Origin of the sequence: Niabella insulisoli, assembly GCF_039652435.2 — a bacterium.
GTDB lineage: Bacteria > Bacteroidota > Bacteroidia > Chitinophagales > Chitinophagaceae > Niabella > Niabella insulamsoli.
On sequence record NZ_CP190246.1, the window covers coordinates 387,578 to 414,227 of the forward strand.

At 43.9% G+C, this 26,650-nt stretch carries 26 protein-coding genes; 21 read left to right on the plus strand and 5 right to left on the minus strand.

Annotated features, from left to right (window positions below; genetic code table 11):
- Nucleotides 1-20: 20 nt before the first annotated feature.
- Nucleotides 21-1,559: a hypothetical protein gene (locus ABDK00_RS01610; RefSeq protein ID WP_346237758.1), complete on the minus strand. Its 1,539-nt coding sequence runs from the start codon at nucleotides 1,557-1,559 to the stop codon at nucleotides 21-23.
- Entirely contained in the window at nucleotides 1,549-2,001 is a 453-nt protein-coding gene (locus ABDK00_RS01615) for a hypothetical protein (RefSeq protein WP_346237759.1), read from the minus strand. Before ABDK00_RS01615 ends, ABDK00_RS01610 begins: the two co-directional genes overlap by 11 nt.
- Nucleotides 2,002-2,195: 194 nt before the next feature.
- On the opposite strand from ABDK00_RS01615, the gene ABDK00_RS01620 reads away from it, so the two are divergent.
- The 21 genes from ABDK00_RS01620 to ABDK00_RS01720 all read left to right on the plus strand — a co-directional run bounded on the left by ABDK00_RS01620 (nucleotide 2,196) and on the right by ABDK00_RS01720 (nucleotide 20,746).
- Nucleotides 2,196-3,152: an HK97 family phage prohead protease gene (locus ABDK00_RS01620; protein WP_346237760.1), complete on the plus strand. Its 957-nt coding sequence runs from the start codon at nucleotides 2,196-2,198 to the stop codon at nucleotides 3,150-3,152.
- 99 nt (nucleotides 3,153-3,251) lie between these two features.
- The gene (locus tag ABDK00_RS01625; protein WP_346237761.1) at nucleotides 3,252-4,259 is read left to right on the plus strand and encodes a hypothetical protein; all 1,008 of its coding nucleotides are present in this window, start codon (nucleotides 3,252-3,254) and stop codon (nucleotides 4,257-4,259) included.
- Between the two features lie 148 nt (nucleotides 4,260-4,407).
- On the plus strand, nucleotides 4,408-4,818 hold the full coding sequence (locus ABDK00_RS01630; protein ID WP_346237762.1) for a hypothetical protein: 411 nt from the start codon (nucleotides 4,408-4,410) through the stop codon (nucleotides 4,816-4,818).
- Between the two features lie 76 nt (nucleotides 4,819-4,894).
- The gene (locus tag ABDK00_RS01635) at nucleotides 4,895-6,076 is read left to right on the plus strand and encodes a DUF2586 family protein (RefSeq protein WP_346237763.1); all 1,182 of its coding nucleotides are present in this window, start codon (nucleotides 4,895-4,897) and stop codon (nucleotides 6,074-6,076) included.
- Nucleotides 6,077-6,115: 39 nt separating this feature from the next.
- A complete protein-coding gene (locus tag ABDK00_RS01640; protein WP_346237764.1) occupies nucleotides 6,116-6,529 on the plus strand; it encodes a hypothetical protein in 414 nt (137 codons plus the stop codon).
- A 43-nt stretch (nucleotides 6,530-6,572) separates the two neighbouring features.
- Nucleotides 6,573-6,986 carry a hypothetical protein gene (locus ABDK00_RS01645; RefSeq protein ID WP_346237765.1) on the plus strand — a complete coding sequence of 138 codons (414 nt, stop codon included), beginning with the start codon at nucleotides 6,573-6,575 and terminating at the stop codon, nucleotides 6,984-6,986.
- 207 nt (nucleotides 6,987-7,193) lie between these two features.
- Entirely contained in the window at nucleotides 7,194-9,362 is a 2,169-nt protein-coding gene (locus ABDK00_RS01650; RefSeq protein ID WP_346237766.1) for a tape measure protein, read from the plus strand.
- 46 nt (nucleotides 9,363-9,408) lie between these two features.
- Nucleotides 9,409-10,008, plus strand: a complete 600-nt coding sequence (locus ABDK00_RS01655) for a hypothetical protein (RefSeq protein WP_428400359.1) — start codon at nucleotides 9,409-9,411, stop codon at nucleotides 10,006-10,008.
- The gene (locus ABDK00_RS01660) at nucleotides 10,008-11,012 is read left to right on the plus strand and encodes a hypothetical protein (RefSeq protein WP_346237768.1); all 1,005 of its coding nucleotides are present in this window, start codon (nucleotides 10,008-10,010) and stop codon (nucleotides 11,010-11,012) included. Before ABDK00_RS01655 ends, ABDK00_RS01660 begins: the two co-directional genes overlap by 1 nt.
- Entirely contained in the window at nucleotides 11,009-11,479 is a 471-nt protein-coding gene (locus ABDK00_RS01665; RefSeq protein ID WP_346237769.1) for a hypothetical protein, read from the plus strand. The genes ABDK00_RS01660 and ABDK00_RS01665 overlap by 4 nt, the downstream gene beginning before the upstream one ends.
- 1 nt (nucleotide 11,480) lies before the next feature.
- Nucleotides 11,481-11,723 carry a hypothetical protein gene (locus ABDK00_RS01670; RefSeq protein ID WP_346237770.1) on the plus strand — a complete coding sequence of 81 codons (243 nt, stop codon included), beginning with the start codon at nucleotides 11,481-11,483 and terminating at the stop codon, nucleotides 11,721-11,723.
- Nucleotides 11,720-12,013: a hypothetical protein gene (locus ABDK00_RS01675; protein ID WP_346237771.1), complete on the plus strand. Its 294-nt coding sequence runs from the start codon at nucleotides 11,720-11,722 to the stop codon at nucleotides 12,011-12,013. The genes ABDK00_RS01670 and ABDK00_RS01675 overlap by 4 nt, the downstream gene beginning before the upstream one ends.
- A complete protein-coding gene (locus ABDK00_RS01680; protein WP_346237772.1) occupies nucleotides 11,991-12,254 on the plus strand; it encodes a hypothetical protein in 264 nt (87 codons plus the stop codon). The genes ABDK00_RS01675 and ABDK00_RS01680 overlap by 23 nt, the downstream gene beginning before the upstream one ends.
- Complete coding sequence (locus tag ABDK00_RS01685; protein WP_346237773.1) at nucleotides 12,255-13,112, plus strand: hypothetical protein; 858 nt, start codon at nucleotides 12,255-12,257, stop codon at nucleotides 13,110-13,112.
- A 116-nt stretch (nucleotides 13,113-13,228) separates the two neighbouring features.
- Nucleotides 13,229-13,606 (plus strand): hypothetical protein, encoded by a 378-nt coding sequence (locus ABDK00_RS01690; RefSeq protein WP_346237774.1) that lies wholly within the window; start codon nucleotides 13,229-13,231, stop codon nucleotides 13,604-13,606.
- Nucleotides 13,599-14,405 (plus strand): hypothetical protein, encoded by an 807-nt coding sequence (locus ABDK00_RS01695; protein ID WP_346237775.1) that lies wholly within the window; start codon nucleotides 13,599-13,601, stop codon nucleotides 14,403-14,405. Before ABDK00_RS01690 ends, ABDK00_RS01695 begins: the two co-directional genes overlap by 8 nt.
- Before the next feature lies 1 nt (nucleotide 14,406).
- The gene (locus ABDK00_RS01700; protein WP_346237776.1) at nucleotides 14,407-16,326 is read left to right on the plus strand and encodes a fibronectin type III domain-containing protein; all 1,920 of its coding nucleotides are present in this window, start codon (nucleotides 14,407-14,409) and stop codon (nucleotides 16,324-16,326) included.
- Nucleotides 16,323-18,698 carry a hypothetical protein gene (locus ABDK00_RS01705; protein ID WP_346237777.1) on the plus strand — a complete coding sequence of 792 codons (2,376 nt, stop codon included), beginning with the start codon at nucleotides 16,323-16,325 and terminating at the stop codon, nucleotides 18,696-18,698. The genes ABDK00_RS01700 and ABDK00_RS01705 overlap by 4 nt, the downstream gene beginning before the upstream one ends.
- Before the next feature lie 13 nt (nucleotides 18,699-18,711).
- Entirely contained in the window at nucleotides 18,712-19,080 is a 369-nt protein-coding gene (locus tag ABDK00_RS01710; RefSeq protein ID WP_346237778.1) for a hypothetical protein, read from the plus strand.
- Nucleotides 19,080-19,787 carry a hypothetical protein gene (locus ABDK00_RS01715; RefSeq protein ID WP_346237779.1) on the plus strand — a complete coding sequence of 236 codons (708 nt, stop codon included), beginning with the start codon at nucleotides 19,080-19,082 and terminating at the stop codon, nucleotides 19,785-19,787. The genes ABDK00_RS01710 and ABDK00_RS01715 overlap by 1 nt, the downstream gene beginning before the upstream one ends.
- 134 nt (nucleotides 19,788-19,921) lie before the next feature.
- The gene (locus tag ABDK00_RS01720; RefSeq protein ID WP_346237780.1) at nucleotides 19,922-20,746 is read left to right on the plus strand and encodes a hypothetical protein; all 825 of its coding nucleotides are present in this window, start codon (nucleotides 19,922-19,924) and stop codon (nucleotides 20,744-20,746) included.
- 89 nt (nucleotides 20,747-20,835) lie between these two features.
- Here ABDK00_RS01720 and ABDK00_RS01725 read toward each other — a convergent pair whose 3' ends face one another.
- The 3 genes from ABDK00_RS01725 to ABDK00_RS01735 form a co-directional block, all read right to left on the minus strand.
- Nucleotides 20,836-22,524, minus strand: a complete 1,689-nt coding sequence (locus ABDK00_RS01725; RefSeq protein ID WP_346237781.1) for a glycoside hydrolase family 3 protein — start codon at nucleotides 22,522-22,524, stop codon at nucleotides 20,836-20,838.
- Between the two features lie 108 nt (nucleotides 22,525-22,632).
- Nucleotides 22,633-23,397 (minus strand): histidine phosphatase family protein, encoded by a 765-nt coding sequence (locus ABDK00_RS01730; RefSeq protein ID WP_346237782.1) that lies wholly within the window; start codon nucleotides 23,395-23,397, stop codon nucleotides 22,633-22,635.
- Nucleotides 23,398-23,478: 81 nt separating this feature from the next.
- Nucleotides 23,479-26,391: a TonB-dependent receptor gene (locus ABDK00_RS01735; protein ID WP_346237783.1), complete on the minus strand. Its 2,913-nt coding sequence runs from the start codon at nucleotides 26,389-26,391 to the stop codon at nucleotides 23,479-23,481.
- Between the last annotated feature and the right edge of the window lie 259 nt (nucleotides 26,392-26,650).

Below are 26,650 nucleotides of genomic sequence, written 5' to 3' on the forward strand. Positions count from 1 at the left end.
TTAGTTTTAGTTTGAAATAATTAAATCGCGCGGTTGTTTTTTTTGTTCATCTTCCCGGAGCGGGTTTTGGCAGATCGTCGTTTTGTGTTGCGGTCGGCCATCCATATCGCACCTTCCAGTGCATCAGGCCCGTCATCATTTAGGCGTTCACCTTTTTCAAATCCCAATAGTTGCGAACGCAGTAACTTCATGCCGATGTTTGTTTTTTGATGGACATTAAACCGGATGTATCCGCGTTGAAAGAGCGACTGCATTGTCATGATACGGGCGTGTTTGTCGCCTTTATCTCGCCGGTCAAACAGGATGCGCAGCGCTCGCCCCTGCTCATCTTCAACTAATTCCAGTTCTTTTTTATGAACTTCCTCCTGTATGAAACTGGCCTCCATGCAATGCTGAATGATCGAGTAGTCGCCATTATCAGCGTCCACCCTAAAGGCTTCCTCCCACATATTCTTTGCCGTAGTCTTTTGACCCCACGCCTGTAGGATGTCATAGTGCAGCCCTTTTTTACCAAGCAGTACCCAAAACTTAAAATCTGACTTTTCGGTACTCTTATATGAAGGGTCTAAGTAGTGGATAATTTGACTGTCGTACTCATTTAATGGTAGCGGCTCAACCCAATTTTGCATCCATTCGAGCTTAAAATCTGCACCCTCTTCAAACGGAGTGTTCATGCGTTCCCGGATAAATCCGCCCGCCTCGGTAGCTTCCAACTCTGCAACGCGCTCATTAGTAAAGTCTTCATTTTCGGGCCAGTTGGATTGATCGTTTTCGTCTTTAATGTTTACAAGGTGAACGACTTTTTTAATTTCCTCGTCTTCCTCTATTAGATTGGTGACGGTGTTTTCGTGGAACCTGTTTTGTAAGACAAACAGCCACCACTTGCGCGTCCATAGTGCAGGTTTTAGTTCTTCCATCACCCAGCGTTTATCCTCTTTAGCGATGGAGTCATTCTTAAGTTGGCGGGCCATATTTAAATCATCGATAAGCCCGAGATTAGGCCGCTTCCATTTAAAGCGGGTACCACGCGGTGTTTGCTCTTTCCCGTAAGCATAGAAACCGCAGTCATCTTTGGTTTTAAAGGCACCATCTTCCCAATTGCCAAAACTAAACTGCTCACCGAAGTCATTAATATATCGCTGATTGCCCATTAAATTGGCTTGTAGATCAGCCAGGCGTTCGCAAGCCAATTTATTATTTAAGCTACCCAGGGCGACGCCGTTTAAATCGCCTTTAGCTTTTATATACATTGGAAGGAATAGCCCAAAACTTGTTGACTTAGCAAAGCCGCGCGACCATTGCTCTAAGTAAATAGTATTAGGGTTGTTGTAAGCATACTCTGGAATTTGTTTATGAAACCAACCCATCGGGGCATACGCATAATCAGGAAAATAATATTCAACGAAATACTGATAATTGCCCGGTTTTAAAAGATGATTGACGCGCTTACGGCGATCACCGGCGCTTTCGAAGCGGTCAATTGGCGTGCTGGATTTGATCGTTTCGACCAATTCCTGAAAATCGACAATCAGTTTTTTATCTCCCGGACTATGAATCATTGCGTATCTCCTTTGATTTTTCCTGTAAAAACTCAAACATATCAGGTGCTAATATTTTAGCATGATCAAGATTGGCCTTCATAAGCCATTCGGCAAACTCCTTTAAAATTGCATGGTAGTTCGAGAGATTGTATTTTTTGCGTAGCGAGTTAATAGCATTCGTTATTTTGATCACCTGGTCAGTTTCGGAGCTATCCAAAGGCCGCTTATCTTCTGCCGCGGCTTTGTTTATTAGGGAAAGGTTACGGTAGTATTCCCGGATGAGCTTAGGCACCGATGTTTCATTGGCGCTTTTGTCTAAGTCCCAATCGTTATCCTTAATCCATTTACCCAATTGTTGCGGTGAAACGCCAACTACTTTACAGATTTCGCCTTTCTGTAAGTTGGTATTGCAGTACAACTCATAAGCGTCCTGATATTCTTTTTCCTTCTTTTTGCCCATTTGCTGTTTTGGTTTAGGGCAAAGTTCTTACAACTTACGCCCCTACTGAAATCTTCGTTTCATTATGGTCGAAAATTATGACCATCATGGTCTAAATCCGCTACCATAAAGGATTTACGATTTTTTACGCCTCAAAAAACGTCGGAGCTTTGTAATCTGAATCGCTGGTAAAGCGACCACCAAAATTTAACTGAATGGCGTTTAAAAAAGATTATATCGTAAGCACAGAAGATATCAATTCTGAAGGCTTTTGGGTTCGCACCGACGGTATTGATTTAAGTGCCGCAGTTAATAATTGCCCTGCTTATATTGATCACCGCTATTGGGAACTACCTATCGGCCATTGGGAAAATATAAGAAAGGAGGGTTCTGTGTTGATGGCGACCCTAGTCATTGACGGTGCTAACGACCGCGAAAGGGATGTCATTAGAAAGATCGAAAACGGTGATATGAAGGGCGCTTCCATTGGTGCTGATCCCGTGTCCTGGGATGAAGAACCGACCCAATTAAAGAATGGACAACGTAGACCTACGCTTTCTAAATCGATTCTTTTTGAGATTTCGCCAACAGCATTGCCTATTAACAGAAACGCGCTTTGTCTTAAAAGTGACGGCCAACCGATCACCCTTAGCGCAGCAAACATTAATGACATTATTCCGCAACTAAAACCAACTATAGATATGGAAAAAATTGCGCTCTCATTGGGCCTTTCAAAAGATGCTACTGAAGCACAAATATTATCAGCTATCGATGCCAACAAAGGCAAAAACGAAGCTGCTGCAACCCTTACAAAGGAACTTTTGGACAAGGCGGGCGAAGGTTTGGACGAAAAATCTAAAGCCATTTTTGTCACGCTTTCACAAACTAACGTGAAACAAGCCCTGGAATTTGCAGAAAGTGCTAAGCCGGCTACAATCGCGACTGAAGCTGCCACTCCACCCGCCGCGACTCAAAAGGATGTGAAAGTTTCGGAACTTATTAAGCTCGGTAAAGTTACGCAGGAAGATGCGGAAGCGGGAAAGGATAGCTATGATTACCTGAGCAGACATGACAAGGTTGAGCTATCACGCATTAGAACTGAAGAGCCGGAAAAATACGCCAAACTCGCAAGGGACTACGCAAAAGGAGTTCGCTACGCCGGTAAATCTTAATTAAGGAATAAACCACAGCTACCGGGCTTCCAAACGATTTTCGGGCGGAAGCCCATATTAAACCAGTACAACCAAAACTAACTTTTAAAATCTCTCATCGTGAAAAAAACAAACACAAAACTTTTTTTGAACATCATGTTCAACTGCGTAATGGGCTTCGTATTTGCGGCCTTATTGGGTATTAACCCGTTTATTGGCGCTGTAGTCGTTAACGCCGGCGGTGTAGCGCTCAACTATATGGATACGCGCGGCGTGACCTTTTTTGAGGGGTTGGCACAGGAAGTTTGGTTGCCGCTGGTTATGGAAGATCCATACCCGCAAGCAAGCTTTTTAAATGCGGCTACCGATATGAGCTCGCTTGTTGATAATGACAAAATAAACTTAGCGGAAGCTGGCGTTGACCCTACAGTGTTGGTCGACAATGATGTTTATCCTATTGCCATGACTGACGCATCAGATACGCCAAAGGAAGTGACGCTGAAAACCTATGACACTACGAATAGCGTTGTTCGAAATGCTGTAGCAATCGAGTTAGCGTATGGTCAGCGGGCCTTGTATGCCAATAAGCATAAGAAAGCTTTGGCTAAAAAACTGGGTATGGACGCTGCATATATGTACGCTCCAGCGCAGGCAAGTGGCGCAAACTCCAACTTTGTTGTAAACTTAGGTGCCAATGACAGTATTATCGATGCAATCATTGACTTGCAAAGAGATTTTCTCAATTCTGATGTAATTGATGACCTGAATCTCGTTCTTTCTCCAAATCACCTTGCCAAATTGAGCAAAGAAGATAAAGAGCTTTACAAATTTATTGTAGCCAAACCCGGCGAATCAATGTATGATTTCAAAATGTGGAGGTATTCAAAAAATCCCATCTACATCGGAGCCACCGGCGTAAAGGCTGCTTATGGTGCCGCTTATGAAGCGGGTACACATAAATACTCAAGCTTCGCATTTGTTGGCAGCGAAGTAATGCGGGCCGACGGTAGCGCGGAAATGTTTCAGCGGTTGAGAGACCCAGAAGCGCGTGGCGACATCTTCGGTTTCCAGAAAAGAGCTTTAGCAACTACGTTGCGCGGAAAATTTAGCGGAGCTATTCTACAATAATCAAAGGGGTGATTATTGGCCAAAACTACACCGGGAACGAGGCTGTGTTTTTATCAGCCTCTCCCATTCCGCTAATAATACAACCCCACAAACTACCCGTTTACTAACTGTTTAAACCGCATTTAATTACCCCAAAAACAGCTTAAAAATGTCAAAATCAACCTCAAAAAATAAAGCAAATCCCGCGCCTGTATTGCCTCCTGACATAAAAGAAGAGGGAATCGACAGCTATGACGAGCAGGTAAATCTGCGAATTGATAATAAGCTACCTGAAGGCGGCACACCGCCTGAAAGCCCAACTGGTGAACCGGGCACAACCGAAAGCCAGGATGACAATGACGGCGATCAGGGTGCGAACACACCTGAAGGCGACACGCCGCCCGAAGATCAATTGAGCGAGAAGCTACTTGGTAAGCTTTCGGCCTATAAAGAGGCATACCCCGAAAACGAGGTGTTTCATATTACTAGTGACGGTCAGGTGTTTTTAGATAGCGGTAAATCGGATGCTATCAACCATGAAAAAACATTAGGCGGTAAGCTGAAAAGCTATTCCGTATAAACTACGATTCATTTTTTATTAAGTATAAAACCATTAGCCCGCTACCAAAAGGCGCGGGCTATAAACCAAACGTAAAATGAGTATCAATATATCAAGGGGTGCCGGCCAGCTGAACAGAACAGACCCAACTGAAGACGCGGTGGTTTGCCTCGTTCTTAGTGGCACAGCCGTAGCAGGCAAAATCGCATTAAGTGAACCAAAACAAATCTTTTCGAGTCTCGCACTTGTGGATTTAGGTATCACGGAAGCAAATAACCCGCTTGCTCATCGCGATATTATTGACTTTTATGGCAAAGCTGGTGAAGGTGCTGAGCTAAATTTCATGTTGGTCAGCGATGCGACAACGTTAGAGGATATCTGCGATGTGGCAAATGATATCGCCAGGAAATTGATCACATTTACGCAAGATCGGGGTGTCATTCTACTCGTTAACCGTAAGCCAGCGGCAGGTTATGTTCCTACTATTACAGCAGGATGGGACGCAGATGTAACCGCAGCCGTTTCTAATCTAAATGAAATGGCCGTGCAGTACCAAAACCTGAATGTTCCATTTGTCGGCATTCTGCCAGCGCTGTTGATGGATACTACGAAGATCGCCGAAATGCCCTTGCGTGCTACTTTGACAAAAGACAATGTCGCCGTAAGCGCTGCCTGTGAAAAGGCCGACGGTCATATCTCAATGGGTGCGTTAGCCGGATGGTTAGTTCGTCACCAGGTTAGCGAAAATTTTTCACAAATCGCAAGCGGCCCTATTTTCGATACCGCCTTTTTCCCAGATGCGGTTCCCGTAATGAACCTAAAAAGCAGCTGGGCGGCACTCAACACTAAGGCTGTGATTTTCCTTTACAAGGAGCCAGGAAAGCAAGGCTTTTTCTTTAACGACGATAATACGATGACGGCTATTTCCAGCGATTACAGTTCAATCAGTTGGAACCGGACTATCAATAAGGTTCATCGTATTGCTTACGCCAGCCTAGTTAACAAGCTGCGTGCCACTGTCGATCTGAATCCAACAACCGGGAAGGTAGAGTCTTCGCTTATCAGCGATTGGGAAAGTGATGTAGAAAACGACATTCGTGCCAATATGATCAATACCGGCGTGGACAAAAAACCTGAAATATCCGGTGTGAAATGTACGATTGATCCTAACAGCGATATCGTCAACGACGAGGTTGACGCTGAAATCGCCATCGTTCGCCGGGGTCAGGCCAAAACCTTCAACGTTAAAATCGGTTACGCGCGCGCTATTGAAGAATAACGCCGCAATTTTTTTGCAATAAACCAAAACTAACTTTTTATGAGTATCAACAATATTGAATTTGCATGGGAGGATATCACTGTTACGGCAATGGGCCGAACTTTCGAGCGAATTCTTGCTATTGAGTATGATAAAAAACGTACTAAAAAGCAACTTTATGGCCGTGGTTCCGGCGTCAAGGGCATCCAGCGACAAAATGTTGAGCCTACCGGTTCTTTGACGTTGGGGCAAAGCGAAGTTGAGGCAATGATAAGGGTTGCGCCTCAAAATGATTTGACTTTGCTAGTAATGGACATTCAGAGTCATTACCTGAACGCAGATAGCGGTGCAGTAGTAAGAGATCGAATTGTCGGCGCTGAATTTGTCAACCTCCCTAAAAACTTTAAACAGGGTGATAGTGACATGGAAGTGAAGTTGGATTTTCTTGCCATCGATATTCTTTATCAACAATAATTAACTATTCAATTTTCGATCTAAAAACCCCAATACTATTCTAATGAACTCAAATCAACCCCAAAATGAGACCGATGTTATCATACCATCTGACAACGAAACGGTAATTATCCCGGAAGACGCAAAGCCGATATCTTCTGAATCTGATAAATCTAAGTTAAGCGGCTATCAATCTCCTGAACAGATCGAAGAGCTTAAGAAAAAACATGGTGGAGAAATTCACGAGGTGGAAGTAGATGGCAAGTTGGCCTATTTTAAAAAGGCCAGTCGCCCGACCTTGAGAGCCGCCTTATCGTTTTTGGATAAGGATAAGCTTAAATACATGGAGATAATCCTTATTAATTGCTTTGTGGCTGGTGATCGCTCTGTTTTGGAAAATGATGAAGATATGTACGGCATTGTAGATGTTGTGCCGGCTCTTACTAAGGGTAAGCTCGCTAAAATAAAAAAGTTCTAGAGCAGGCAGATGGTAGGTATAACCGAAACTTCCTGCTGTATATAGACACCCAAATTAGATACCATTTAAAAATAGATCCCGACGGCTTGAACGATGAAGAGTGGGCGGCAACTTATGCAGTACTTAAAGACATTCGGAAGCAAGAAGCTGAAGGTAAAAATTAATAGCGATGCCTTTTCCTAGTCGAAAAGGCATCGTTCAATAAAAATGAGTAAAGGCGTACAATATGTATTAGAGGTTCTAGATTATGCTACGGCTCCATTTGAGCGGCTGTTTGGCAATCTGGGCAAAGCTTCTACTGCCTTTGATGATCTTTCGGATCGCGCTGATACTGAAATGAAGCAAGTCGGCGGAAGCGTTGAGCAGGTTGCCAGTTCAATTGGCAGCACTTTTGATGCTGCCACTCAAGGCGCTGCAAACTCTTTTGAAAGCGCAGCTAACAACATTATTGCCGATGCTAATCGTATTGAAAGCAATGTTAGCAGCCCCACAGTTAAAACGATAACTGTGAAGGGCAACGACAATGCTACTGGAATTTTAAACCGTATTAAGACGGGCGTGGCTGGAATAAAGAGTAAAGTTATAGGGATCGGCGCCCGCGACACAGCTACCAACATCATCAGTAGAATTAAAAACGGGCTATCCTCTCTTAAGGATAAGGTTGTTACAATTAAGACGCAAACGATGGGTAGTCCTTTGGGCGGGATGCTTTCGTCATTTTCGCCGCGTGGTGTCATAGATATGATTGGCGGGCCTTTGGTGGCTGGTGGATTAGGACTAGGGGTATTATTGGGCGGCGCGATTAATAAGGGAATGGAAAGCGACTTGCAAAAAACAAACATCACGACTTTGTTAAGAGGTGATGTAGAGAAAGCAGGGCGTCTTTTTAGCGAATTGTCAACCTATAGCATTAAAACGCCTTACGAAAAGGCTGATATAATCGACGGACAAAAAACAATGATGTCTTTTGGCTTGTCGACTGAATTTGCTTTTGGCAAACTGAAAAATATCGGTGATATCGCAATGGGTGATGCGCAAAAGATGAAATCTTTAACCCTGGCATTCTCGCAAGCCACAAGCGCTGGTAAATTACAAGGGCAAGATTTGTTGCAGATGATCAACGCCGGCTTTAACCCTTTGCAGGTGATCAGTGAGCGAACCGGCGAAAGCATGGCCCGCCTGAAAAAAAGAATGGAGGAGGGCGGGATAAGCGCTGGTGAATTAGCGACAGCTTTTGAGTGGGCGACCGACCAACAAGGCTTATTTTATCAGGGCGCCGAAAAAGCAAGTAGCACTTTTGCCGGAAAAGTAAGCAATTTGAAGGATGCCTTTAGCGAAGGGCTTATTTCCATATATGACCAATTAAAGCCGGTTCTTATGCCGCTATTGGATCAGTTAATTACGGGCATTGGGGTAATGACAGATGTCGTTGTTGGGGGATTGAGTAAGGTCGGAGACGCTTTAAAGTGGGTTTGGGATAAATTTCAGGAAGGAAACCCTATTGTTTTGTCAATTACAGCTATAGTTGCAGGGTTTGCCATTCAGATGGCTATTTCCAAAACGGTCACGTTGGCCATTACGGCGGCTACTAATTTATGGACTGGCGCACAGTGGCTGCTAAATGCCGCTATGACTGCCAACCCTATAGGGCTTGTTATTGCGGGTATAGTTGCGCTCGCTGCCTGGATCGCTTACATAATTTACAAATATGAAGGTTGGGGCGCTGCATGGGAAAACCTTATAGCCTGGTTGGATAATAATTGGCAACTCTTTAAACAGAGTTTTATAACAGTTTGGTTGCAAACCGAAAATTTCTTTCTGTCAGGTATCGACCGCTTAAAAGTGGCATGGTTGAGCTTTAAGTCTTTATGGGATCAGGATGCCGCAAACGCTGGTATGCAAAAGATGGCCGAAGATCAGAAGGTTCGCATGAAAGCTATAGCCGAAAGCCAGGCAAAAGAAAAGGACTTTGATAAGAAGGCGACAGAAGCGCTGGCCGGGGTGAAGCTTGTTGACACAGGTAAAACTTTCAAAGATGCGTTAAGTAGTATTAGCCAAAAAGTAGGCATCCCGACTGGTGCCGGCGCGGCTGCATCTGAAATAAGCAAACAGAATTCCAAAACAAACGCCTCTCAAGAACTGGGAATGGCAAGGCAGGCCGCGGGAGCTGGCGCAGGTAAAGCACGGGGAATAAATGAGGGTGGAAACCGGCCTACTAGTTACACAATTACGATTCACAAATTGCAGGATACGCTTGTCGTTAATACCAATGGAGGCCCACGAGATGCCGGCAAAAGGGCAGGAACCGACGTAGTGAACGAAATTTTAATGGCGCTAAATAGCGTAGATCAGAAAGGAGGTGGTGGTCATGATTAGCATATCGCTTAATGGGCTTCTGAATCGAATTACGCCAAAAACCGGATTGCCCTTCCCAACAGGGCCAAAACGCGGTGAAGGCGATAGGGTTGCCAGCGGATTTGATCAACAGGAAGGAACGCTGAAAGATCAATACGACTCTTTTGGCAATCCAGTAATTCAGGTAACAGATTATTCACTCGGTCGCTACGAGTTTATGCCGGTTGTAATAAATGATGGGTTGAAGGATTATAATTTACCCAACGCGGTGATTATGATCAGCGGTGAAAAGGGCATTATTGAAACAGATGTGATCGATCGCGGAACTGTATTTGAAAAAGTGTATGAGCGCCCGTATGATATCAGCATAATCACTACTATTCATAGTGATGAAAATTTGTGGCCTGCGGAACAATACAAAGAAATCGCAGAATTGTACCGAGGAAAGCGAACCGATGAGCAGGGAAAGAAAATAAAAGGTCGGGATTTGGTAACGCTTAAATGTGCCTTAACCTATCCGTACCTAAAGTCGACAAATGGCGAAGATGAAACCAATAATTTTTTAATCACTCGAATTGCGGTACTGGATAACGAGAATAGTGAAAACACAGAAGTTATACAGATCGACGGCAGAAGTAATATTGAATTTGAACTTTTAATCAAGTAATGTACCTGGGTCAGATAACTGGTGAAATAGAGATGGGCGGCTATAGGCTGAATGGCTTTCATTCCTGTGAGATTAAGCAAAGCGTTCACCAAATCGTACAGGCTGCAAAAATTGAAATACCGGCGTCGGCTATCATGCGCAACAATGATAAAAAGGAGGCGGTACAAGTAGCGGACAAAATAAAAGAGGGCGATCCGATAACAATCGCGTTTGGCTACGACTATAAAAATGCGATCCAGTTTACCGGCTACATCCGACGAATTGATAAGTCTATTCCGGTGGTGTTGGAATGTGAAGACGCTGTGTATTTATTCCGCAAAACGAACATTAAAAAAACGTTCAACAGTTCTTTAAAAGAGGTTTTAAACTTCCTGGTATCTGAAGTTAATAAGGTGTTCAATGCCGGGTTATCGGTGGTAGAAAATGTACCCGTTGTTGAAGTAAAAAACTTTGTGGTTAACGATCAGTCCGCATTGTGGGCATTGCAGCAGTTAAAGGACTGGTATCCCATGTTTTCAATTCGTTTGAAAGGCAATAGGCTGCATGCAGGACTACTTTATAACGCGAATGTGGAAAAGATTGTAAAGTACGCTATTAATGGGCCGGCCAATAATACCATCAATGTGTCAGAGCTTAAGTACAATACCGTGACACAAACAGTAAAGGTTATTTGGGAAATCACAAAGCCGGACGGAACTATTGAAAAAAAGCAGTTTGGCGATAGTAACGGCGAATTGGTTGTAAAGAAAAAAATTAACGGGATTGTCGATAATGAGACTTTAAGAAAAATGGCCGATAGTGAAATTACGCAACGGACTTATATCGGTTTTAAAGGTTCTTTCGAGACGTTTCTGATCCCCGAAGCGCAACCTGATATGATTGCGCATATCGACGATCCGCAGTTCAATCGCAATGGCAATTACTACATAGGAACCGTGACAAAAAAATGTGATACTGCCGGCGGCATAAGACAGCAACTTGATATTGACTTTAAATTACGATGAAAGAAGCGCTGGAATTATATCAAAAATTAAGGTCGCTGGGTGATAAGGGGCTAGGCGTTGTTTCAATCGGCACAATTAAAAGTGTAGATAAAGAGAATTCCAGGTGCGTTGCTGATGTTGATGGGTTGGAAATTTCAGACGTTCGCCTGAAGGCGACAATGAACGGTGAAAAGGGGTTTAAGATTTTTCCGACACCGGGCTCCACCGTTTTAATTGAAAGGATATCAGACGGTCAGTTTGTAGTGCAAATGATGAGTGAAGTTGAAGGTGTGGAACTGCATATTGGTAATAAAAAATTTGAACTGGATAAAGCTGGATGTTTAATAGCGAATCAGTCTGACAGCCTCCTAGACGTTATAAACCTGATTATTGAGGCGGTGCAGGTGATAGTGGTGATGCAGGGTAAAGGCCCTGACCTGGCAAAGCTTATTCAAGCCAAAACTAAAGTTGAAACAATTTTAAAATAATATGCCGTTAAACGCTGAAATACTGGGACTGGCTTTATATAACAAGGCTAAGCTGTGGAATGATAAAGATATTAAGAAAGAGGATTTAGATCGAGCGAGAAAGGAATTTTGGCAAGCAGTAGCGAACGAAATCATAAACCATTTTATAGCCAACATAAAACTAACTATTCCGGGTACCGGGCTTGTGGCTCCGTCCGGAGGTGGAGCGGTAACAGGAAATAGCGTTTTAGGAAAGATACAATGATTGATCTTTTATTAAATACCGACAATGATTTGCAGATAGCAAATGATGATGTTGTTAAAGGCATTAGCGATTTACAACATCAAGAACTGATTATCATTTGTCAAAAGGGAGAATTTAAAGAAAGCCCGTTGGCGACGGTCGGTATAGTTAACTATTTACGTGGTGAAGATATACCGGGCATGCTGCATGAAGTGCGAACAAGGTTTGTTAACGATGGCATTGCGGTTCGGTCGATCAGCTACGATGAATCAAATGGGGATTTAAAATATGACGCAAGTTATTCAGAATAGTGATCAATGCATTGCTGACGTTGCTATACAGGCAGTGGGAAGCATTGACGCGGCTGTGGGCATCTGTTTAGACAATGATTTAAGCATAACTGACGAGCAGTTGCAACCAGTAGAAGCCGGCCCTGTAGCTTCTGCAAAAATTGTTGAGGTTTTAAATATTAATAAGCCTGCCTCGTCCGCTGGTGAAATAGCAGATGGTCTCGGAGTTTGGCGCGTTGGTTTGGATTTTAAAGTAAGTTAAATGGCAAGAAGTAGAGAAGAAATACAATTAAGCATCCAACAGGTTTTAGTTGATGAAATGGCCACTATTGGAGTTGCCATTAATCCTGCCAATTGGAGCAAAACAAACATTCTGCGATTGTTGTGTTTTGTTTTCGCGGTGTCCGCCTTCATTTTAGAAACTCTTTTTGATCTTTTAAGAAGCGATGTGGATATAGCTTTGCGTGAACTAAAACCGCATACGCCTCGCTGGTATGTCAACAAGGCTAAAGAATACCTGCATGGATTCGCATTGCCAGCTGATTCCGACATCTACGATACTGAAGGTTATTCTGAACAACAGGTTATCGATGCGAAAATTGTAAAGTATAGCGCGGTTGTGGAGCGTGAAGATGTAACCGGTGCTGTTTTTCTACAACTCAAAGTTGCCAAAGAGGATAACGATGATTTGGGGCAATTATCAATAAGTGAGCTTAGCGGTGTTAAGGAATACATTGGCCGGATAAAAGATGCCGGTGTGAAAATCGAAGTTGAAAGTAATTCGCCTGACCGAATAAAAATGACGTGGAAAATCTTTTATGATCCGCTTGTATTGGACGATAGCGGAAACCGGCTTGATGGCACAGCTAATGATGTTGTAAAAAATGCGATAAAAGACTATCTGAAGCAAATCAGCTTCAATGGTGTGTATGCCATTCAAAAACACGAAGACTATGTTCAGGAGCTTGAAGGTGTTGTACTATGCCCGGTGACACTTGCGCAAAGCGCCTACGGGAGTTTTGAATTTACCAATATTAACGAGCTGATAATACCGCGTGCCGGTTATATGCGTTTTGCCGCGGACGAAGATTTGGTAATAACCTATATACCGTTTAGTTAATGTTTAAAAGAAAGATATACGATATAGACTGGCAGAAATTTACGATTCAGTTTATTCCGGTCAGACTTAGGCAGGTTAGAATCAGGGCGCTTTTACACTCTGTTATTTCGCCAGTAATGCATATCTATTCTTTGTTTATCAACTATAAAATAGGCATCGAATACAAACTTTTGATTTCCCCACAGGTGTGTTTTCTGGAAAAGTTTTTAAATGATCATTACGACTTCGATTTGCGCAGAATAGCAATAGCCGACCCCGATTATAAGGATACGTCGGTACTGTACCTGGAAGCGGAAGACGATGAGTTGGTAATGTATAATGAAGGGGAAAATGAAGCTGAAGGCGTTTTTTACACTAGCGCCGAAGCGAATGGGTTAGCCGGGATTTTCATTGTAACAATTCCAGCTGAATTAAATGAGCACATACCTGTAATGACAGCGCAGCTAAAGGCGCTAAAACTACCAACAACAAAATTTGAAATAACTAATGGATAAGTTACAACTAAACAATATTGGCGGATTAATGGCCTATCAGGACGTGTTAGCAGCTTTGCAGCAATATCAGTCCACGGCTATCCTGCAACTTTTAAAAGCCTTTGGTGATAATGTAATAATAAACGGTTGTGAAATTGCGGGAAGTGTTATTTCTCCCGGCGTCATACTGCTTAACGGAGAGGTGTTGCCATTTGCGGGCGGCGAAAATTTAACGCATGTTGCCGTACAGGAGGTGATTACCCAAAAACCTTATAAAGACGGTATTGAGCGAAATTTATATGTTGTAAGAACCGCGATTCCTGCTGCCGCCGGTACGTTGCTTACTGATTTTTTCCGAATCGATACTATCAAACAGCTTACTCAAAAAATAAATAAGAAAAGCGATAGTTATTCTTTGAATGATTCAACGACGCTGGCAACAAGTAAGGCCGTTTATGATTCGATGAAACGTTATGTGATCGCACAAGGATGGAGTAGAATTGTGGGTGTGGGCGGTAACGACACCAATAGTACTTATACAACCAGCGCGGGCGAATTTGGGCTGATAAATGGCATTTCTAATCCAATCGCGTTGCGCCTGCCGTTAACTGTGCCGCACACGAATTACAGTGTTATTCTTTCAACCGAAAGGCAGCAGCCATCGAGTACCGACCTTGACGTGCTGAATTCGGCAGGCGTAAAGTACATCCAGAAAACGAACGCAGTTTGCGAAATCTCCATGCCCTTTCTAACTAATAGCTCGACGGACGGTGTCGTGACAAGTGTTTTCTGGTCTGTTATTAACAATCAATCAATTTAATATGGCAATTCGTAGTACAAGTAATTTAAAAATGTCTTTCAGGCCGGGAGCGCGCCCGACGCAACAAGATTTTTATGATCTGATTGATACGCTCTTTATCAATAGCAGCATTTCGCCCATTCTTACACCTGCTGATACGATGGAAATACCAACCCAAAACGTAAGGTATATCGCATCGGGTGCAGGCATCTATAACAATCTTAAGATTGCCGCAGGTACTACGGTTTCTATCGAAGTGACACCAACGGACTATTTAGATAACTACGTATTTTTAGATTATTCTATACTTACTAATTCGTGGTCAAAAACATTGATGGAGGCGCGCGGCCCGGCGGGAGCCACTGGCCCTGCGGGTGCTACCGGCGCAACGGGAGCAACTGGCGCAACAGGTGCTACCGGGGCAACTGGCCCCATAGGGCCTATCGGCCCGGTTGGCCCTCCCGGTCCTAAAGGTGATCCGGGAGCCGGGACAGGTTCCGGAAGTTGGGAAGATTTGGAAGATGTTCCGGTGAAGCTTCAAGACCCGGACAATCTTGCTACCACAGATGATTTAGATACGCCATCCGCTGCCTTTTCGGAGTTCGCAGCTACCGGACAAATGGTTAATGACGGACAAGGCGGTACTGTTCCAGAAGTAAAGATGTTGGCAGCAGCTTTTAAGGTTTTAATAGAAAATTATCTGAATGGGTTACCCGGTACCGGAAATGTATTGGGTAAAAACTTAACATGGGTGGAAGGCGGAAGCGCTCCTACCGAGCAGCTGGCTGCACCGGTTTTATCGGCAGGCACGCCGAGCGTTTCCTCAATTCCATTGAGTTGGGGCGCTGTCGCAAATGCTACAGGTTACGTTATTGAACGTAGTCTGGCCAGCAATTTCGCCAGCCCTACAGTAGCTTTTACAGGTTCGGGTACGTCCACTACAATTTCCGGGCTATCGCCAAACACGCAGTATTATTTTAGAATAAAAGCGCAAGGAGCTGGTTATTTAGATTCGAACTGGTCGACAGTGATAAACGCGGCAACAGAAAACGGTACGGTGCCGAAATTGGCAACGCCAACTTTGGCGCTCGGTACACCCACTTCAAATTCGATTCCATTTACCATCACATCGGTGGCGAACGCTGAAAACTATGTGGTAGAATTTGCGACGGAAAACACCTTCGCTGCGCCTTCAGTAGGTTATTCAGGATCATCACTAAGCGGCGCATTATCCTCACTTGCATCCAGTACACAATACTATGCGCGTTTGAAAGCGCAGGCATCCGGATATGAGGATTCAGACTGGTCAGCTACGCAAACGGCAACAACAAGCGCAGGTGCGTCTTACATCGTAGAGCGCACATTAAGGCTCAATTTCAGCAGTGAATATGCAGGCGCTTCGCCTTACACGTCGCCGAACAAGTGGAACGATCTTTTGGCCACCGGTGCGCAGGTGTCGACAGCCGATGGCTTTAGCGCGGCCCTCGTAACACAGGAGAATGCCGCGTCTGGCGTGACGGTCACTAATCCAGGGGCGTTTTCATCCACCAGCAATGCGCTGCTTTCACCTGCCGGAACTGGCCGATATGATACTGAAGTTGGCCAAACAGGCTGGCTGTTTTCGGGCAGCAATTCTTCTATCATTCGACTTTCCGGACTTAACGACGCAAAAAAATACCAGATTTATATCAACGGAGTTACCCAGGGCGGTGCGACCGATCAGGCGTCATTTACTATTAACGGAACTACGAAAGCGCAAAGCACCTTTGAGAATATCGGTACTGCATCAGGCGAAGAAACAGCCGACGCGATGTTTACGGTGTTCAATAATGTTGTTTCAAACGCCGGGGTAATAAACATCAACCTCGCAAGAACAGCCGGTCAATGGGATAGCTATCTGGCTGCAATCATTATTCAGGAAACTAACGTGGATAAACCATGATTTTATTAACGAGAAGAAAGATAATAACGGGCGCGCCGCCAGCAAATCAGCTGGCGCGGCCTGTTATTGCGTTAGTGAACAAGACGTCAACGTCTGCTGTCTTAAGTATAGCGCCAGTGCCGAATGCAACTATTTATATTTGGTGGCGCGGGGGTATTCGGGTGCAGGAAAGTTCAAGCCTCACGCTGTCACTCAGCAATCTGCCACCCTCCACAAATCAGGTTATATCATGTATGGCGCAAGCGGCGGGCTATCAAAATAGCCCTATTGATGGATACACGTTTGTTACCAATGCGGCGCCTGTAGTTGACCCAGTAGGCGCGGTAGCGCTACAAATTCAAATGAGTTCAGCAGCCGGGGCGACAGCGGCAATACCGCTGTTAAAGTATAACAAGCAAAAGGCCATCACTTTTGATTATGACGATGGCTCTTTTTCAAGTGTTGAGAATAAAAGCAAGTTAGACTCCACAACTTTTACGGATGGGTGCGGAAACAACATTCCATTTACTGCGGGTGTTTTTCTAAATATTCTGAACCCCGGTGGCGCGGAGCTACCTGCATTACCAGAAAATGAGGCGCACGCTGCTGGAAATATTACATACGATGATGCTAAGGACTTAATTGCGGCAGGATGGGATATTGGAAACCACGGCTATAAGCATATCGATGGCGGCACAGAATCGTACACCGATCAGGATCTTGTTGATTTGTGTGACGAAGCAATTTTCAACAATACCGATTATAAGCCTAATACCCTTGTAGTTCCAACGAACTATGGCGGATTTACGCAAGCGGCAGCTAATCGTGGATATGTCTGTAGTCTGTCTCAAGCAGATGAAACCGCAGATGGGTGGCCTCAATGGGATAATCAATGGAATTACATTCGCCGCATATCTGTTCTCAATGCAGTTAGTAATCTATTCTGGATGAAACGAGATTTTGCTACATCCTGGAGCAATGGTAACAATGCATTTACAAATCTTACCAACTTAAATTCTGCTTCAACCGCCTCGTGGTTAGGAATGGGTACTCATGGTATGAGTAGTGGAGAACGTACGGTATTTAACAGCTGGCTCGATCAGATAAAGGCCCAAATGGGCGATGATATCATTTTCACTTCTGCGCGTGAATTTGCGGAATATCAGCACCTGCGTCAAACGATTGATAAATCGGAAAGCGTTTCCGGTAATAATTTGAATGTTGCGCTTGATTTTACGGATGTTCCCAATAAACAGCGCCTCAGCTGGTATGATTTATCCTTCGTTATTGGCGGTACCGGGACTATTCAAAACGTAACCTGCGACGATGATCGTTTTACGGTTACTTTCAACCCAACAACCAGGCTCGTAAATATCCGGTACCGGAAAACAAACTTCACAGACGAAGTTGTTGAGCCTGAACCTGAAAATAGAGATGCGATTTTAGACGCTGTTGATGTGGCTTATTTTTTCGACGATGCTTTAAATGGCGCGGGTCAACCGGCAACGGAAGGTGAAGTCGTTGCGACCATTGCGGCAGCGAAAGGAGGCGTTAATCTACCTTATACCGGGATTCCTGCACCCCAATTAGGTTTACCTACAAAGCTTGGAAAAGGTGTTGAGTTTCTAAATCATAGTGAGTGTTATTTTGCTGCACCGTTGCCCGGTACTACGCAAGGTAGCCCTAAAGCTTTACCGGAAGAGTTTACGCTTGTTTTCCGTCACATGCCCGGTCAGGGATGGGAGGCCATACAAAGCTTACCAGGTTCATTTTACATCGGCTTTGGCGGTACCAGTCAGTTTAGAGGAATTGACAGTACAATATGGTTCCCCGGCAATCCGGCCTTACAATATTTGCAGGTTTCTGTTATACATTGCTTGGTCGAAGCGTATAGCGGCACGGGTGTACAAATCCGTTTATGGTATAACGGACAGGATATCGGAACCGTTTCCGCCGCCACCGTTAGTCCAGGCATTACTACACGGCGCTACATGCTTACTGCGGGCATTTACACCCACGTCACAGAACATATAATGTTGGGCATTTTTCACCGTTTTAGCAAGTTTACAGACGCTGAAAGAACGGCCTATCTAAACGAAATAAACGGCTATTTCGGGCTGGGTGATATGCCTACAAAACCCTACGCGGCCAACGTTGGATTTACCAGTTCAGGCAGTACCAGGACGGCGACTTATAACTATGTTGGAAGTAACCCGGAAAATACGGCAGCGGTTGACATCAAATGGTTTGCAAGATCGGGCAGTCCGTTCAACTATGAACCGATCGGTACCGGCAAAGTAATAACCTACAGTGGCGGCGGCACTATTATTCCAATGATCAAGGTTTTCGACAATCAGGGAAATTCATGGAGATGGATGTCTCCCGTAATGTAAAATTTAAAGCAAAATGCCCGACGATATCAAAAACATACTGCCTATAGAAAGCATTAACCCGGCAGAAGCTGTAACGACGCTGAGTAAGGATAAGAGCAGCTCGTATAACGTGCTGTTTATTGTGGTAATTATAGCATTGCTGGGATTCATCTTGTATTTGGCGATGAATAGCAACCCGCAGTGTGCGGAAGAAAAAGCGGCATTGCGGGCCGACATGGCCATAAAGGACAAGCGAATTATGTTCTTAGAGCAATTACGAGATTTTGAACGGATGCAAAAGGAAGTATTGCAGGATAGTGTAAGAAAATATCAGATTATAGAGCAATTCAATGCCACGAAAGGCAGCAAACAAATAATACTTGAAACCAAAAATAAGCAATAATGAAAAAGCTAATCGTTCTTAGTGTACTGATAGCTTTGTCTACCATACAAAGTTGTCACGTTAAGCGAAAAATACAGCGCAGCTCTACGTCTGTAGACAGCGTTCATGTGAAAAAAAGTTCGACTGGAATCCAGCAAACTAAAAAAGACAGCGTAGCCACGAGCTACTTTGAAAATTTTTATAAAATCTTCTCGACGATGGAATTCACCGCCGACAAGATTGTAAAAAGGGAACATGAACAACCTGGTGAATTGAAGTTTGTGCTGAATGTCGATGAGTTGAAAGTAGCTGGTGATACAGCTAAAGCGATTGACAAGAATACTGGAACCGAGGCCACAATTTACACCACCCTTTCGGGTGAACTGGCTGTAAATATCAAGCCAAAAAGGGGTAAAACAGAAGAGTATGAGTTGACAAACGTTAGGCTCAAAACCAGTCAGGGAATTGATACGAGCAAATCAGGTGGTTCTACTTCTGTAAGCTCTTCAAGTAGCGCAACAACCAGAATGGATAAAAACGATAGCACCGGTTATAAAAAGCAAACCACAACTAAAAGTGTAGATGTTGAGAAGAAATTCGGACTATTAAAATGGATTGGATTGGCCGTTTTAGCAATAGCTATTCTGCGCCTAATTATCTATTTGCTGCGGAATACGCTGCCCTTGGTGGGGTGGTTAAATAAGATTTTATCGTTTAGGAGGAAGTAAAAACCCTCGACTTTACTTTGGGACTCTGACCTCCCAGAATAATTAAGGTGCACGAACACCAAGCCGAGAGCTAAGCTCTTAGTGGGTGTTCGTGCACCTATTTTATTTGTCAGAGAACACAAAACTAAAGGAATATGAGTAAAATTTACAATCAAGCGCCCTTACCTTTTATGGGCCAAAAAAGAAAATTCTTGAAGGGGTTTAAACAAAGGTTAATTGAATGCCCGGCAGATAGCATTTATATTGATTTGTTTGGTGGAAGCGGTCTTTTAAGCAGGGCTGTAAAAGATGTACACCCAACCTCCGAAGTTGTTTATAATGACTTTGATAATTATCGAAAAAGAATTAAATCAATTTCAACTACTAACAATCTGCTGCGCGGGATAAGAACAATAGTAAAAGGTCTGCCGAAAGATAAGCGGATACCCGAAATTGAAAAGGCCGCTATATTAGATTTAATTGCAAAGGAGTCGGGCTATGTTGATTATATAACGCTTTCTAGCTCCCTGCTTTTTAGCATGAAATACGTTTTGTCGTATGAAAAACTGGCCAAAGAAACATTTTACAATGTTGTACGAGAAAGTGACTACGATGCGACTGGTTATCTCGACGGCTTAACGATTGTTTCAATGGATTATAAGAAGCTTTTTCAACAATACAGTGGCAATCCTAGTGTTATATTTTTAGTTGATCCCCCTTATCTTAGCACCGAGGTTGGCACCTACACTGGATATTGGAAATTAAAGGATTATCTAGATGTTCTGAACGTGTTGAGGTGTGGAAAGTACTTTTATTTTACCAGTAACAAAAGCAATATTGTTGAATTATGTGAGTGGATGGCAAGTCAAAGCAATTATCATAATCCCTTTGCAAATGCAATAACTAACACAACAGCAATGCAGATGAATTACAGCTCGAGCTATACCGACTATATGATTTTTAAAAATAGCAGCATGTAAACTGCGTTTAATGACGGCTTAAACGCGATTTTTGCAGGTGAAAAATAGGACGGAATGACTGAAATTTTTAGGACGGTTTCGCTGGGCGATTATACAAGGCTGGTATCAATCGGATATTCGAAACGTGGAGGTTCCAGCAGGCCAAAAAAATTCTTTCTGGCGGGATAGTATATTTTAGGAATAAACACCGTTTTAGAAGCAGGAAGCGGTAACACTTTTTCATGATTTTTAAGCATGACCACAGATTTTAATTGCGCCTCGTATCCGGCTTTCATAAAAGCTGCGTTACCCACTAATTTTTTGGTTTCTAACGGGTCCAGATAAGGATTTTCAAACAGGCCGGTGCGGAACATATTCATCAATAATCGACGGGCAGAAGCCTCAAAACGCCGGCGCGTCAGCCGTACTCCGAATTCGTTCACGCCCATGTGGTAAGCATCGATAACCGGTTGTTGTTCATTATTCCCGCCAAACTGGTCGACGCCAGCTATCAGCGCTTTATAGTGTCTTTCGGCAACATTCATTTGTTCGACTCCCCAGGGTTTTCCTGCAAACATATCGGGCGTGCCTCCCTCATCAGCCGTTACCAGCCAGTCGGTACAGATAACGCCGTCATAATTATGTTGCTTTCGCAGGAGATCGGTCAGGATATATTTGCTGAAACCATTACCTACATTTTCATTATAGATGCTATCGATGCCATAGCTAATGGTGTAATAGGGCATGATCGCCGATGCCTTGCCGGTTTTTCCTTTTAGTTGAAAGGCGCCGTCGATAAAGGGTGTTAAATGATCTTTCAGATTTGCTCCGGGATATACTGCAAATTTACCATAAGCCCAGTGTGCATCTCTGCCGCCTTCCTCGGGGCCACCGCCCGGCCAGTGTTTTACCATCGCGTTCACACTTTTATATCCCCAGCCATCTTTTATTTCTTTTTTTCCCGACGATGTCTGAAAACCGTCGATATAAGCCATTGTCATGTCACGCGCCAGTTCCGGGCTTTCTCCAAAAGTTCCTGTAATCCGGTACCACCTGGGCTCGGTGCCAAGGTCAGCCTGAGGAGACAGCGCCGTTGTGATCCCCAGGGCCCTGTATTCCTGAGAAGCGATTTTACCAAATTGACGTGTTATATCGGGATCAAAGGTGGCAGCCATTGCCAGCCCATCAGGCCATAGAGAAATTATGCCACCTGCGCCTGCATTAAATTCAGTTGTGGCTTTTGCAGTGTGCCTGGGGTCAGAACTATTGTTAGCAGGGATGCCGAGCCCCAGCCCTTCCACGTAAGCCTGCTCAGCGTTGTTCCATTTGGCAGCGATTTCCGGGCTTTGAACGGAAGTGAGGAGTACATGTCGCAGGTTATCCCTTTTTAAAAATTGCTTTTGCTGATCGCTTAATTCCCACGCTTTGGCCCCACTTTCCGGAAAGCTGCGACCACCATTATAGGTGCCTCCGAAGTATCCGCCCGGGAGGGCAGGAATGGCCTGGTGGCGGCTATACAGCATGAGGCCTGCTATTTGTTCAATCGACATTTTTTTTGCAAGATCTTCTGCTCTGTCTTCCGCGGGCAGGCGCCAATCTTCGTATTTATCGAGTCGGCCATTTTTGTTCAGGTCTTTAAAATTCACTCCTTTTATTTTTAAAATTTTTACCCCCGAGTGAGGAGCATATCCTAGTGTAGCGCCGTTCTTATTCTTTACAATCAAATAAGAATCCTGAGCGTAGAGCTGTGCGATATTTAGCGCACAACCGATAATTAAGAACAAGTTTTTTAGATGCATAATGATGTTTCGTTAATTTTTTTCACGGTTGTTTCCTTCTTTTTGGAAAGCTGGATGACTTTTTGGCAATGTCATTTTTTTGAAGCGATATGAAGCGCAGGTGCTGATCTATTCAACTGCCTTAAGTCCAGCTTCAACATATTTCATATCACCTACAGAGCGGATTGTAAATTTTCCATTTTCATATTCGACCTTAGTTACTGACGCATTGGCGAGTGGTTGATGCACAAAGTGATCTTTAGTTAGCACAGATAATAACGCATTGATCGCTATCCCATGTGAAACTACCAACACGTTACCACCTTCCTCAATTGAAGAGTTGGCTGTTTTTATAATCCAGTTTTTCATCCTCGTAGCAACATCCTTGAAATCTTCTGCTATTTTTAATGTATCGAGTTCTTTGATAGCGGCAAGCACATCCGGAAGTCTATTGGGTTTTTGCATGTCTGCAAATAACGCTTCTACTGATACATAATGCAGGTATAGCGCTGCATCTGTCCACATTGTTTTATTTTCGCTTCCCTCATAGCTTCCGAAACAGCTTTCACGCAGCGCTGGCGTTTCGCTCAGTGTGAGTGTCGTGTCATTCTGTAGTTGAAGGATATAACCAGCTGTTTCTTTTGCACGCCCAAGATCGCTGCTATAAGCAGCTTTAAAGCCAATGTGTTTCAATCCATGAGCCAGGGCCTTTGTTACTTTTGTTCCATTTGCTGTTAATGGTGCATCTGCCCACCCCTGAACGCGATGGAGTTTATTCAGCAATGTTTCGCCGTGTCGTACGATGTAGAAAGTTATTTTTTGAGATGGGGGTTGTTGAGCAAGAAGCTTTTCATTAAACCCTAAAAGCAGCACAAGGAAAAGTATAGCTTTCATATTTTTTCATTTTTTTGATAGAAAATAAGGACAGCGGATATTGCGTTATATCCGCTGCTGTTTGAAAGAAGCATTAGTTTTTTAGAAAGTGAAGCTGATAGAAGCCCAGTAACTGCGGGGAAGTATAGCACGCCCGAGCATAAGCTGTCCGTTTTGCAAATCGTTGACATTTATAAACTGTTCTCCCCGAACATTACCTTCGGTGAGCCCGCGCGAGTCGACCAGGTTATTTACCCACATTCGCAATTCCACCTTTTTATTAAAAGTGTATCCGAGCCCGGTGTTTATTTCATTGTATCCGTCCAGCTTGTAGGTATTAGCATTGGTCGACCATCGGCTACCTATAAAAATGGCATTGGCGTAGAGATTAAAACCTTTGTAATCATAAGTCGCCCCCAATTGAAAATTTGTCGCCGGCAGGCGCTCGGGCCGGTTACCCTTCCAGCTCAACGCGGTGCCGGCAATGGCGGGGTCCGCGTCCATGCTTACTGTAATGTCGTAGCTCGTGAATCTCGCGTTTTCGATCGTTGCAAGGCCGCGCAGGTTCAAACCTTTTAATAGTTCATAAGAAATTTCTGTTTCCCAACTATAAGTTCTTGATGAACCGAAGGTCGACTGATTAATAATCGTGCCGGGTGCAGCACCAGGCACACCTATTCTTAAAGGGAAATTGTTTACGCTCGAGTAGCTGATGGATGAGAACAACGCGAGTTTATGCTGCGCATACCGCATGCCCAGCTCACCCAATAAAATCCGCCGCTTTTTTAGTCCTGTCGGATTTGCGTCGACCGCGGCATAATTGTCAATCGTAAAGGCATTATAGGTTCGGGTGCCCCGGCCAAAAACCGCGGCATAATCGTTCAGTTTATAGTTAACCCCTATCGAAGTGGACCAATAGGAGAGGTCTTCCTTAAAAGGTGAAAGCGCGTCAATAACAAAGCCGCTGCCGCCTGACCGGGTTGATTTTCCGCTATACACGGCGCGGTGGCCATTCAGTGTGTTATAATCAAATCTGAAACCCAGGTCGAAGGACCATCTGTTCACTTTAATCAGATCAGAAACGTATCCTGAATACATACCTGAAATGCCATCAAATTTAGTATGGCCGCTTTTGCTTGTATTTGCAACAGGTACTAATTTCTGTGCATCGGGTGATCCCACAAGTAAAACCGAAGGGTTATCTTTAATCTCTGTGTTAGTGATGAATGCGATTCCTTCGCTTGTGAAATCATAAACGTACATGCCTGCACCAAGTGTAAGGCTGTGAAGGCCCAGTTTCTTAGTAAAATCGAGATAATCTATGATCTGCTTATCATTACGCTGTGTAGTACTCAATTGCTGCACAGTATAATAACCGGAAGGGTTTTGTAATTCAGTACCATTTGTATAATAGTAAGTTCTACTATCGCTAAAAGCCACGGGTGAGGTAGCTATGCTGGCATTAGCTTTCATTTTGCCATCCTGGTAGCGAAAATTATTGTTAATCACCCAGTCGTTTTTGGTTCGGTAATGAAACAGCATGCCGCCGTAAAGCACTTTGGTGTGGAACCCGTCTGACAAGTCCAGGTCGACCGTTTGATTGCCAGGAATAGTTGCTTGAAATTTGTATTCGTTAGGCATCAAAGTTTCAGTAAAGTTGTCGAAATAAGGAAGCTTGTTGCTCAAGTGCCTGCCTTTCTGATAACCATAAAACGCGGGCAGTAACCATTGCGCACGATCGTTTAGAAATTTGCCATAAAAACGTAGATAACCCTGGTTAAGGTCGCCCAGTCTTCGTGTCACATTAAACTTTAACTGCCCACCTCTGTTTGCTGTGAACGCAGGGCTTTTAATGCCATTATCAGTGCGATAGAACCCGCCGATATTATATTGCCATTTATCGTTGAACTGGCCGCCTGTATTCATGTCCAGCCTGTAGAGGCCTTGTGATAACCCGGAAGTGAGTTTTGCTGATCCATAGGGCTTGGGGCCGCCAGTCTGGGATAAATAGTTGATCACTGCCCCGGGCGTATTGGAAGTGATGATGGCCGCATTGCCGCCACGAATAGCCTCCATGTTTTTTACCGTTGCATCAAACTTGAAATATTGGTCAGCTGAAGGAAGCGATGAATAGCCCGTTGGTAACACAGGCAATCCGTCTTCCATGATACCCAGGTAAATATATCCGCCACCAGGCAGCCCTCTTACCCGGATGCTCCCAGGTCCGTCACCACCGCTGCTTTCTGCTGAAAGGCCGGGAACGGTTTTTAATACATCGGCGCTGTTGAGGGGCGCCTGCAACGCCAATTGTCTCGAACTGCGGGAAGTAATAGCAACACTGCTTTCTATTTTTTTCTGGGGATTCCCGGTTCCTGTCACAACCACCTCTTGTAATTTCAGCACGTCTTCCCTGAGTGTAATATGGAGCACAACCTCACTTTCGCCAATAGTAATTTCCTGGTTTTGGGCTAAATAGCCAACGTATGTGAAATGAATAACGTATTTGCCAGCTGGAATTCCTGATAGTTGAAAATTCCCGTTTTCGTCGGACGAAGTGCCATAGCTGGTTCCCGTCAAAGTAACCGACACGCCGGAAAGCGGATCACCCTTGTCACTTTTAATATGCCCTTTTATAGTGGCGTTTATCTTTAAAGGAGCGGGGTCTTTTTTGGCAAAAAGCAAGATTTTTCCGTCTATCAATCGGTAGTAAATGTTATTCGGAGCTAATCCTCTGTTTAAAAAATCTGCTACCGAGGTTCCTTCGAAACTGATCATTCTGTCGGTTTCGATCATTGTTGAACTATAAATGAATGAAATTCCGGTTTGTTTCTGAATAGCGGTTAAAGCATCTTTCAGTTTAACATTGGAACGCTCCAATTTGATTTGTTTTTTTAGCATCGCTTGCGCGTTTCCATCCCGCGCCGCTGCAATACCAAGAGTAAAGATCAAAATAAATAATGGTAAAGAAATCCTCATTACAGTAGTAATTAAATACCGCGAATTAGTTTTTTTCATACTTTTAATCGTTTTTGTTTTGTTATGGATTAACGGCAAGAACATACCCTTTCCTGGGTAACTCGCCGGCAATGTGGCAGCATTGGCCGGCTTTTTACATCGGGCTCCACATTCAGTCGCCTGTCGCTAACTGAGAAAGGAAGCATAAAGCCTTTTACGAAAGGGAATAAAATCTAAAATGGACGCCTGCTTAAGTTTAAATCGTTTGTGAATTCATACAGCAATATTTTTTAATAACATTTTGGCGGGATTGTTAAAG

Coding starts and splice junctions, on each gene's coding strand:
- ABDK00_RS01725 (WP_346237781.1), bottom strand. CDS start 22,524: ATGCATCTAAAAAACTTGTTCTTAATTATCGGTTGTGCGCTAAATATC.
- ABDK00_RS01730 (WP_346237782.1), bottom strand. CDS start 23,397: ATGAAAGCTATACTTTTCCTTGTGCTGCTTTTAGGGTTTAATGAAAAG.
- ABDK00_RS01660 (WP_346237768.1), top strand. CDS start 10,008: ATGTACCTGGGTCAGATAACTGGTGAAATAGAGATGGGCGGCTATAGG.
- ABDK00_RS01640 (WP_346237764.1), top strand. CDS start 6,116: ATGAGTATCAACAATATTGAATTTGCATGGGAGGATATCACTGTTACG.
- ABDK00_RS01720 (WP_346237780.1), top strand. CDS start 19,922: ATGAGTAAAATTTACAATCAAGCGCCCTTACCTTTTATGGGCCAAAAA.
- ABDK00_RS01690 (WP_346237774.1), top strand. CDS start 13,229: ATGCATATCTATTCTTTGTTTATCAACTATAAAATAGGCATCGAATAC.
- ABDK00_RS01700 (WP_346237776.1), top strand. CDS start 14,407: ATGGCAATTCGTAGTACAAGTAATTTAAAAATGTCTTTCAGGCCGGGA.
- ABDK00_RS01650 (WP_346237766.1), top strand. CDS start 7,194: ATGAGTAAAGGCGTACAATATGTATTAGAGGTTCTAGATTATGCTACG.
- ABDK00_RS01710 (WP_346237778.1), top strand. CDS start 18,712: ATGCCCGACGATATCAAAAACATACTGCCTATAGAAAGCATTAACCCG.
- ABDK00_RS01610 (WP_346237758.1), bottom strand. CDS start 1,559: ATGATTCATAGTCCGGGAGATAAAAAACTGATTGTCGATTTTCAGGAA.
- ABDK00_RS01680 (WP_346237772.1), top strand. CDS start 11,991: ATGACGCAAGTTATTCAGAATAGTGATCAATGCATTGCTGACGTTGCT.
- ABDK00_RS01620 (WP_346237760.1), top strand. CDS start 2,196: ATGGCGTTTAAAAAAGATTATATCGTAAGCACAGAAGATATCAATTCT.
- ABDK00_RS01665 (WP_346237769.1), top strand. CDS start 11,009: ATGAAAGAAGCGCTGGAATTATATCAAAAATTAAGGTCGCTGGGTGAT.
- ABDK00_RS01685 (WP_346237773.1), top strand. CDS start 12,255: ATGGCAAGAAGTAGAGAAGAAATACAATTAAGCATCCAACAGGTTTTA.
- ABDK00_RS01735 (WP_346237783.1), bottom strand. CDS start 26,391: ATGAAAAAAACTAATTCGCGGTATTTAATTACTACTGTAATGAGGATT.
- ABDK00_RS01695 (WP_346237775.1), top strand. CDS start 13,599: ATGGATAAGTTACAACTAAACAATATTGGCGGATTAATGGCCTATCAG.
- ABDK00_RS01675 (WP_346237771.1), top strand. CDS start 11,720: ATGATTGATCTTTTATTAAATACCGACAATGATTTGCAGATAGCAAAT.
- ABDK00_RS01705 (WP_346237777.1), top strand. CDS start 16,323: ATGATTTTATTAACGAGAAGAAAGATAATAACGGGCGCGCCGCCAGCA.
- ABDK00_RS01645 (WP_346237765.1), top strand. CDS start 6,573: ATGAACTCAAATCAACCCCAAAATGAGACCGATGTTATCATACCATCT.
- ABDK00_RS01630 (WP_346237762.1), top strand. CDS start 4,408: ATGTCAAAATCAACCTCAAAAAATAAAGCAAATCCCGCGCCTGTATTG.
- ABDK00_RS01670 (WP_346237770.1), top strand. CDS start 11,481: ATGCCGTTAAACGCTGAAATACTGGGACTGGCTTTATATAACAAGGCT.
- ABDK00_RS01715 (WP_346237779.1), top strand. CDS start 19,080: ATGAAAAAGCTAATCGTTCTTAGTGTACTGATAGCTTTGTCTACCATA.
- ABDK00_RS01615 (WP_346237759.1), bottom strand. CDS start 2,001: ATGGGCAAAAAGAAGGAAAAAGAATATCAGGACGCTTATGAGTTGTAC.
- ABDK00_RS01635 (WP_346237763.1), top strand. CDS start 4,895: ATGAGTATCAATATATCAAGGGGTGCCGGCCAGCTGAACAGAACAGAC.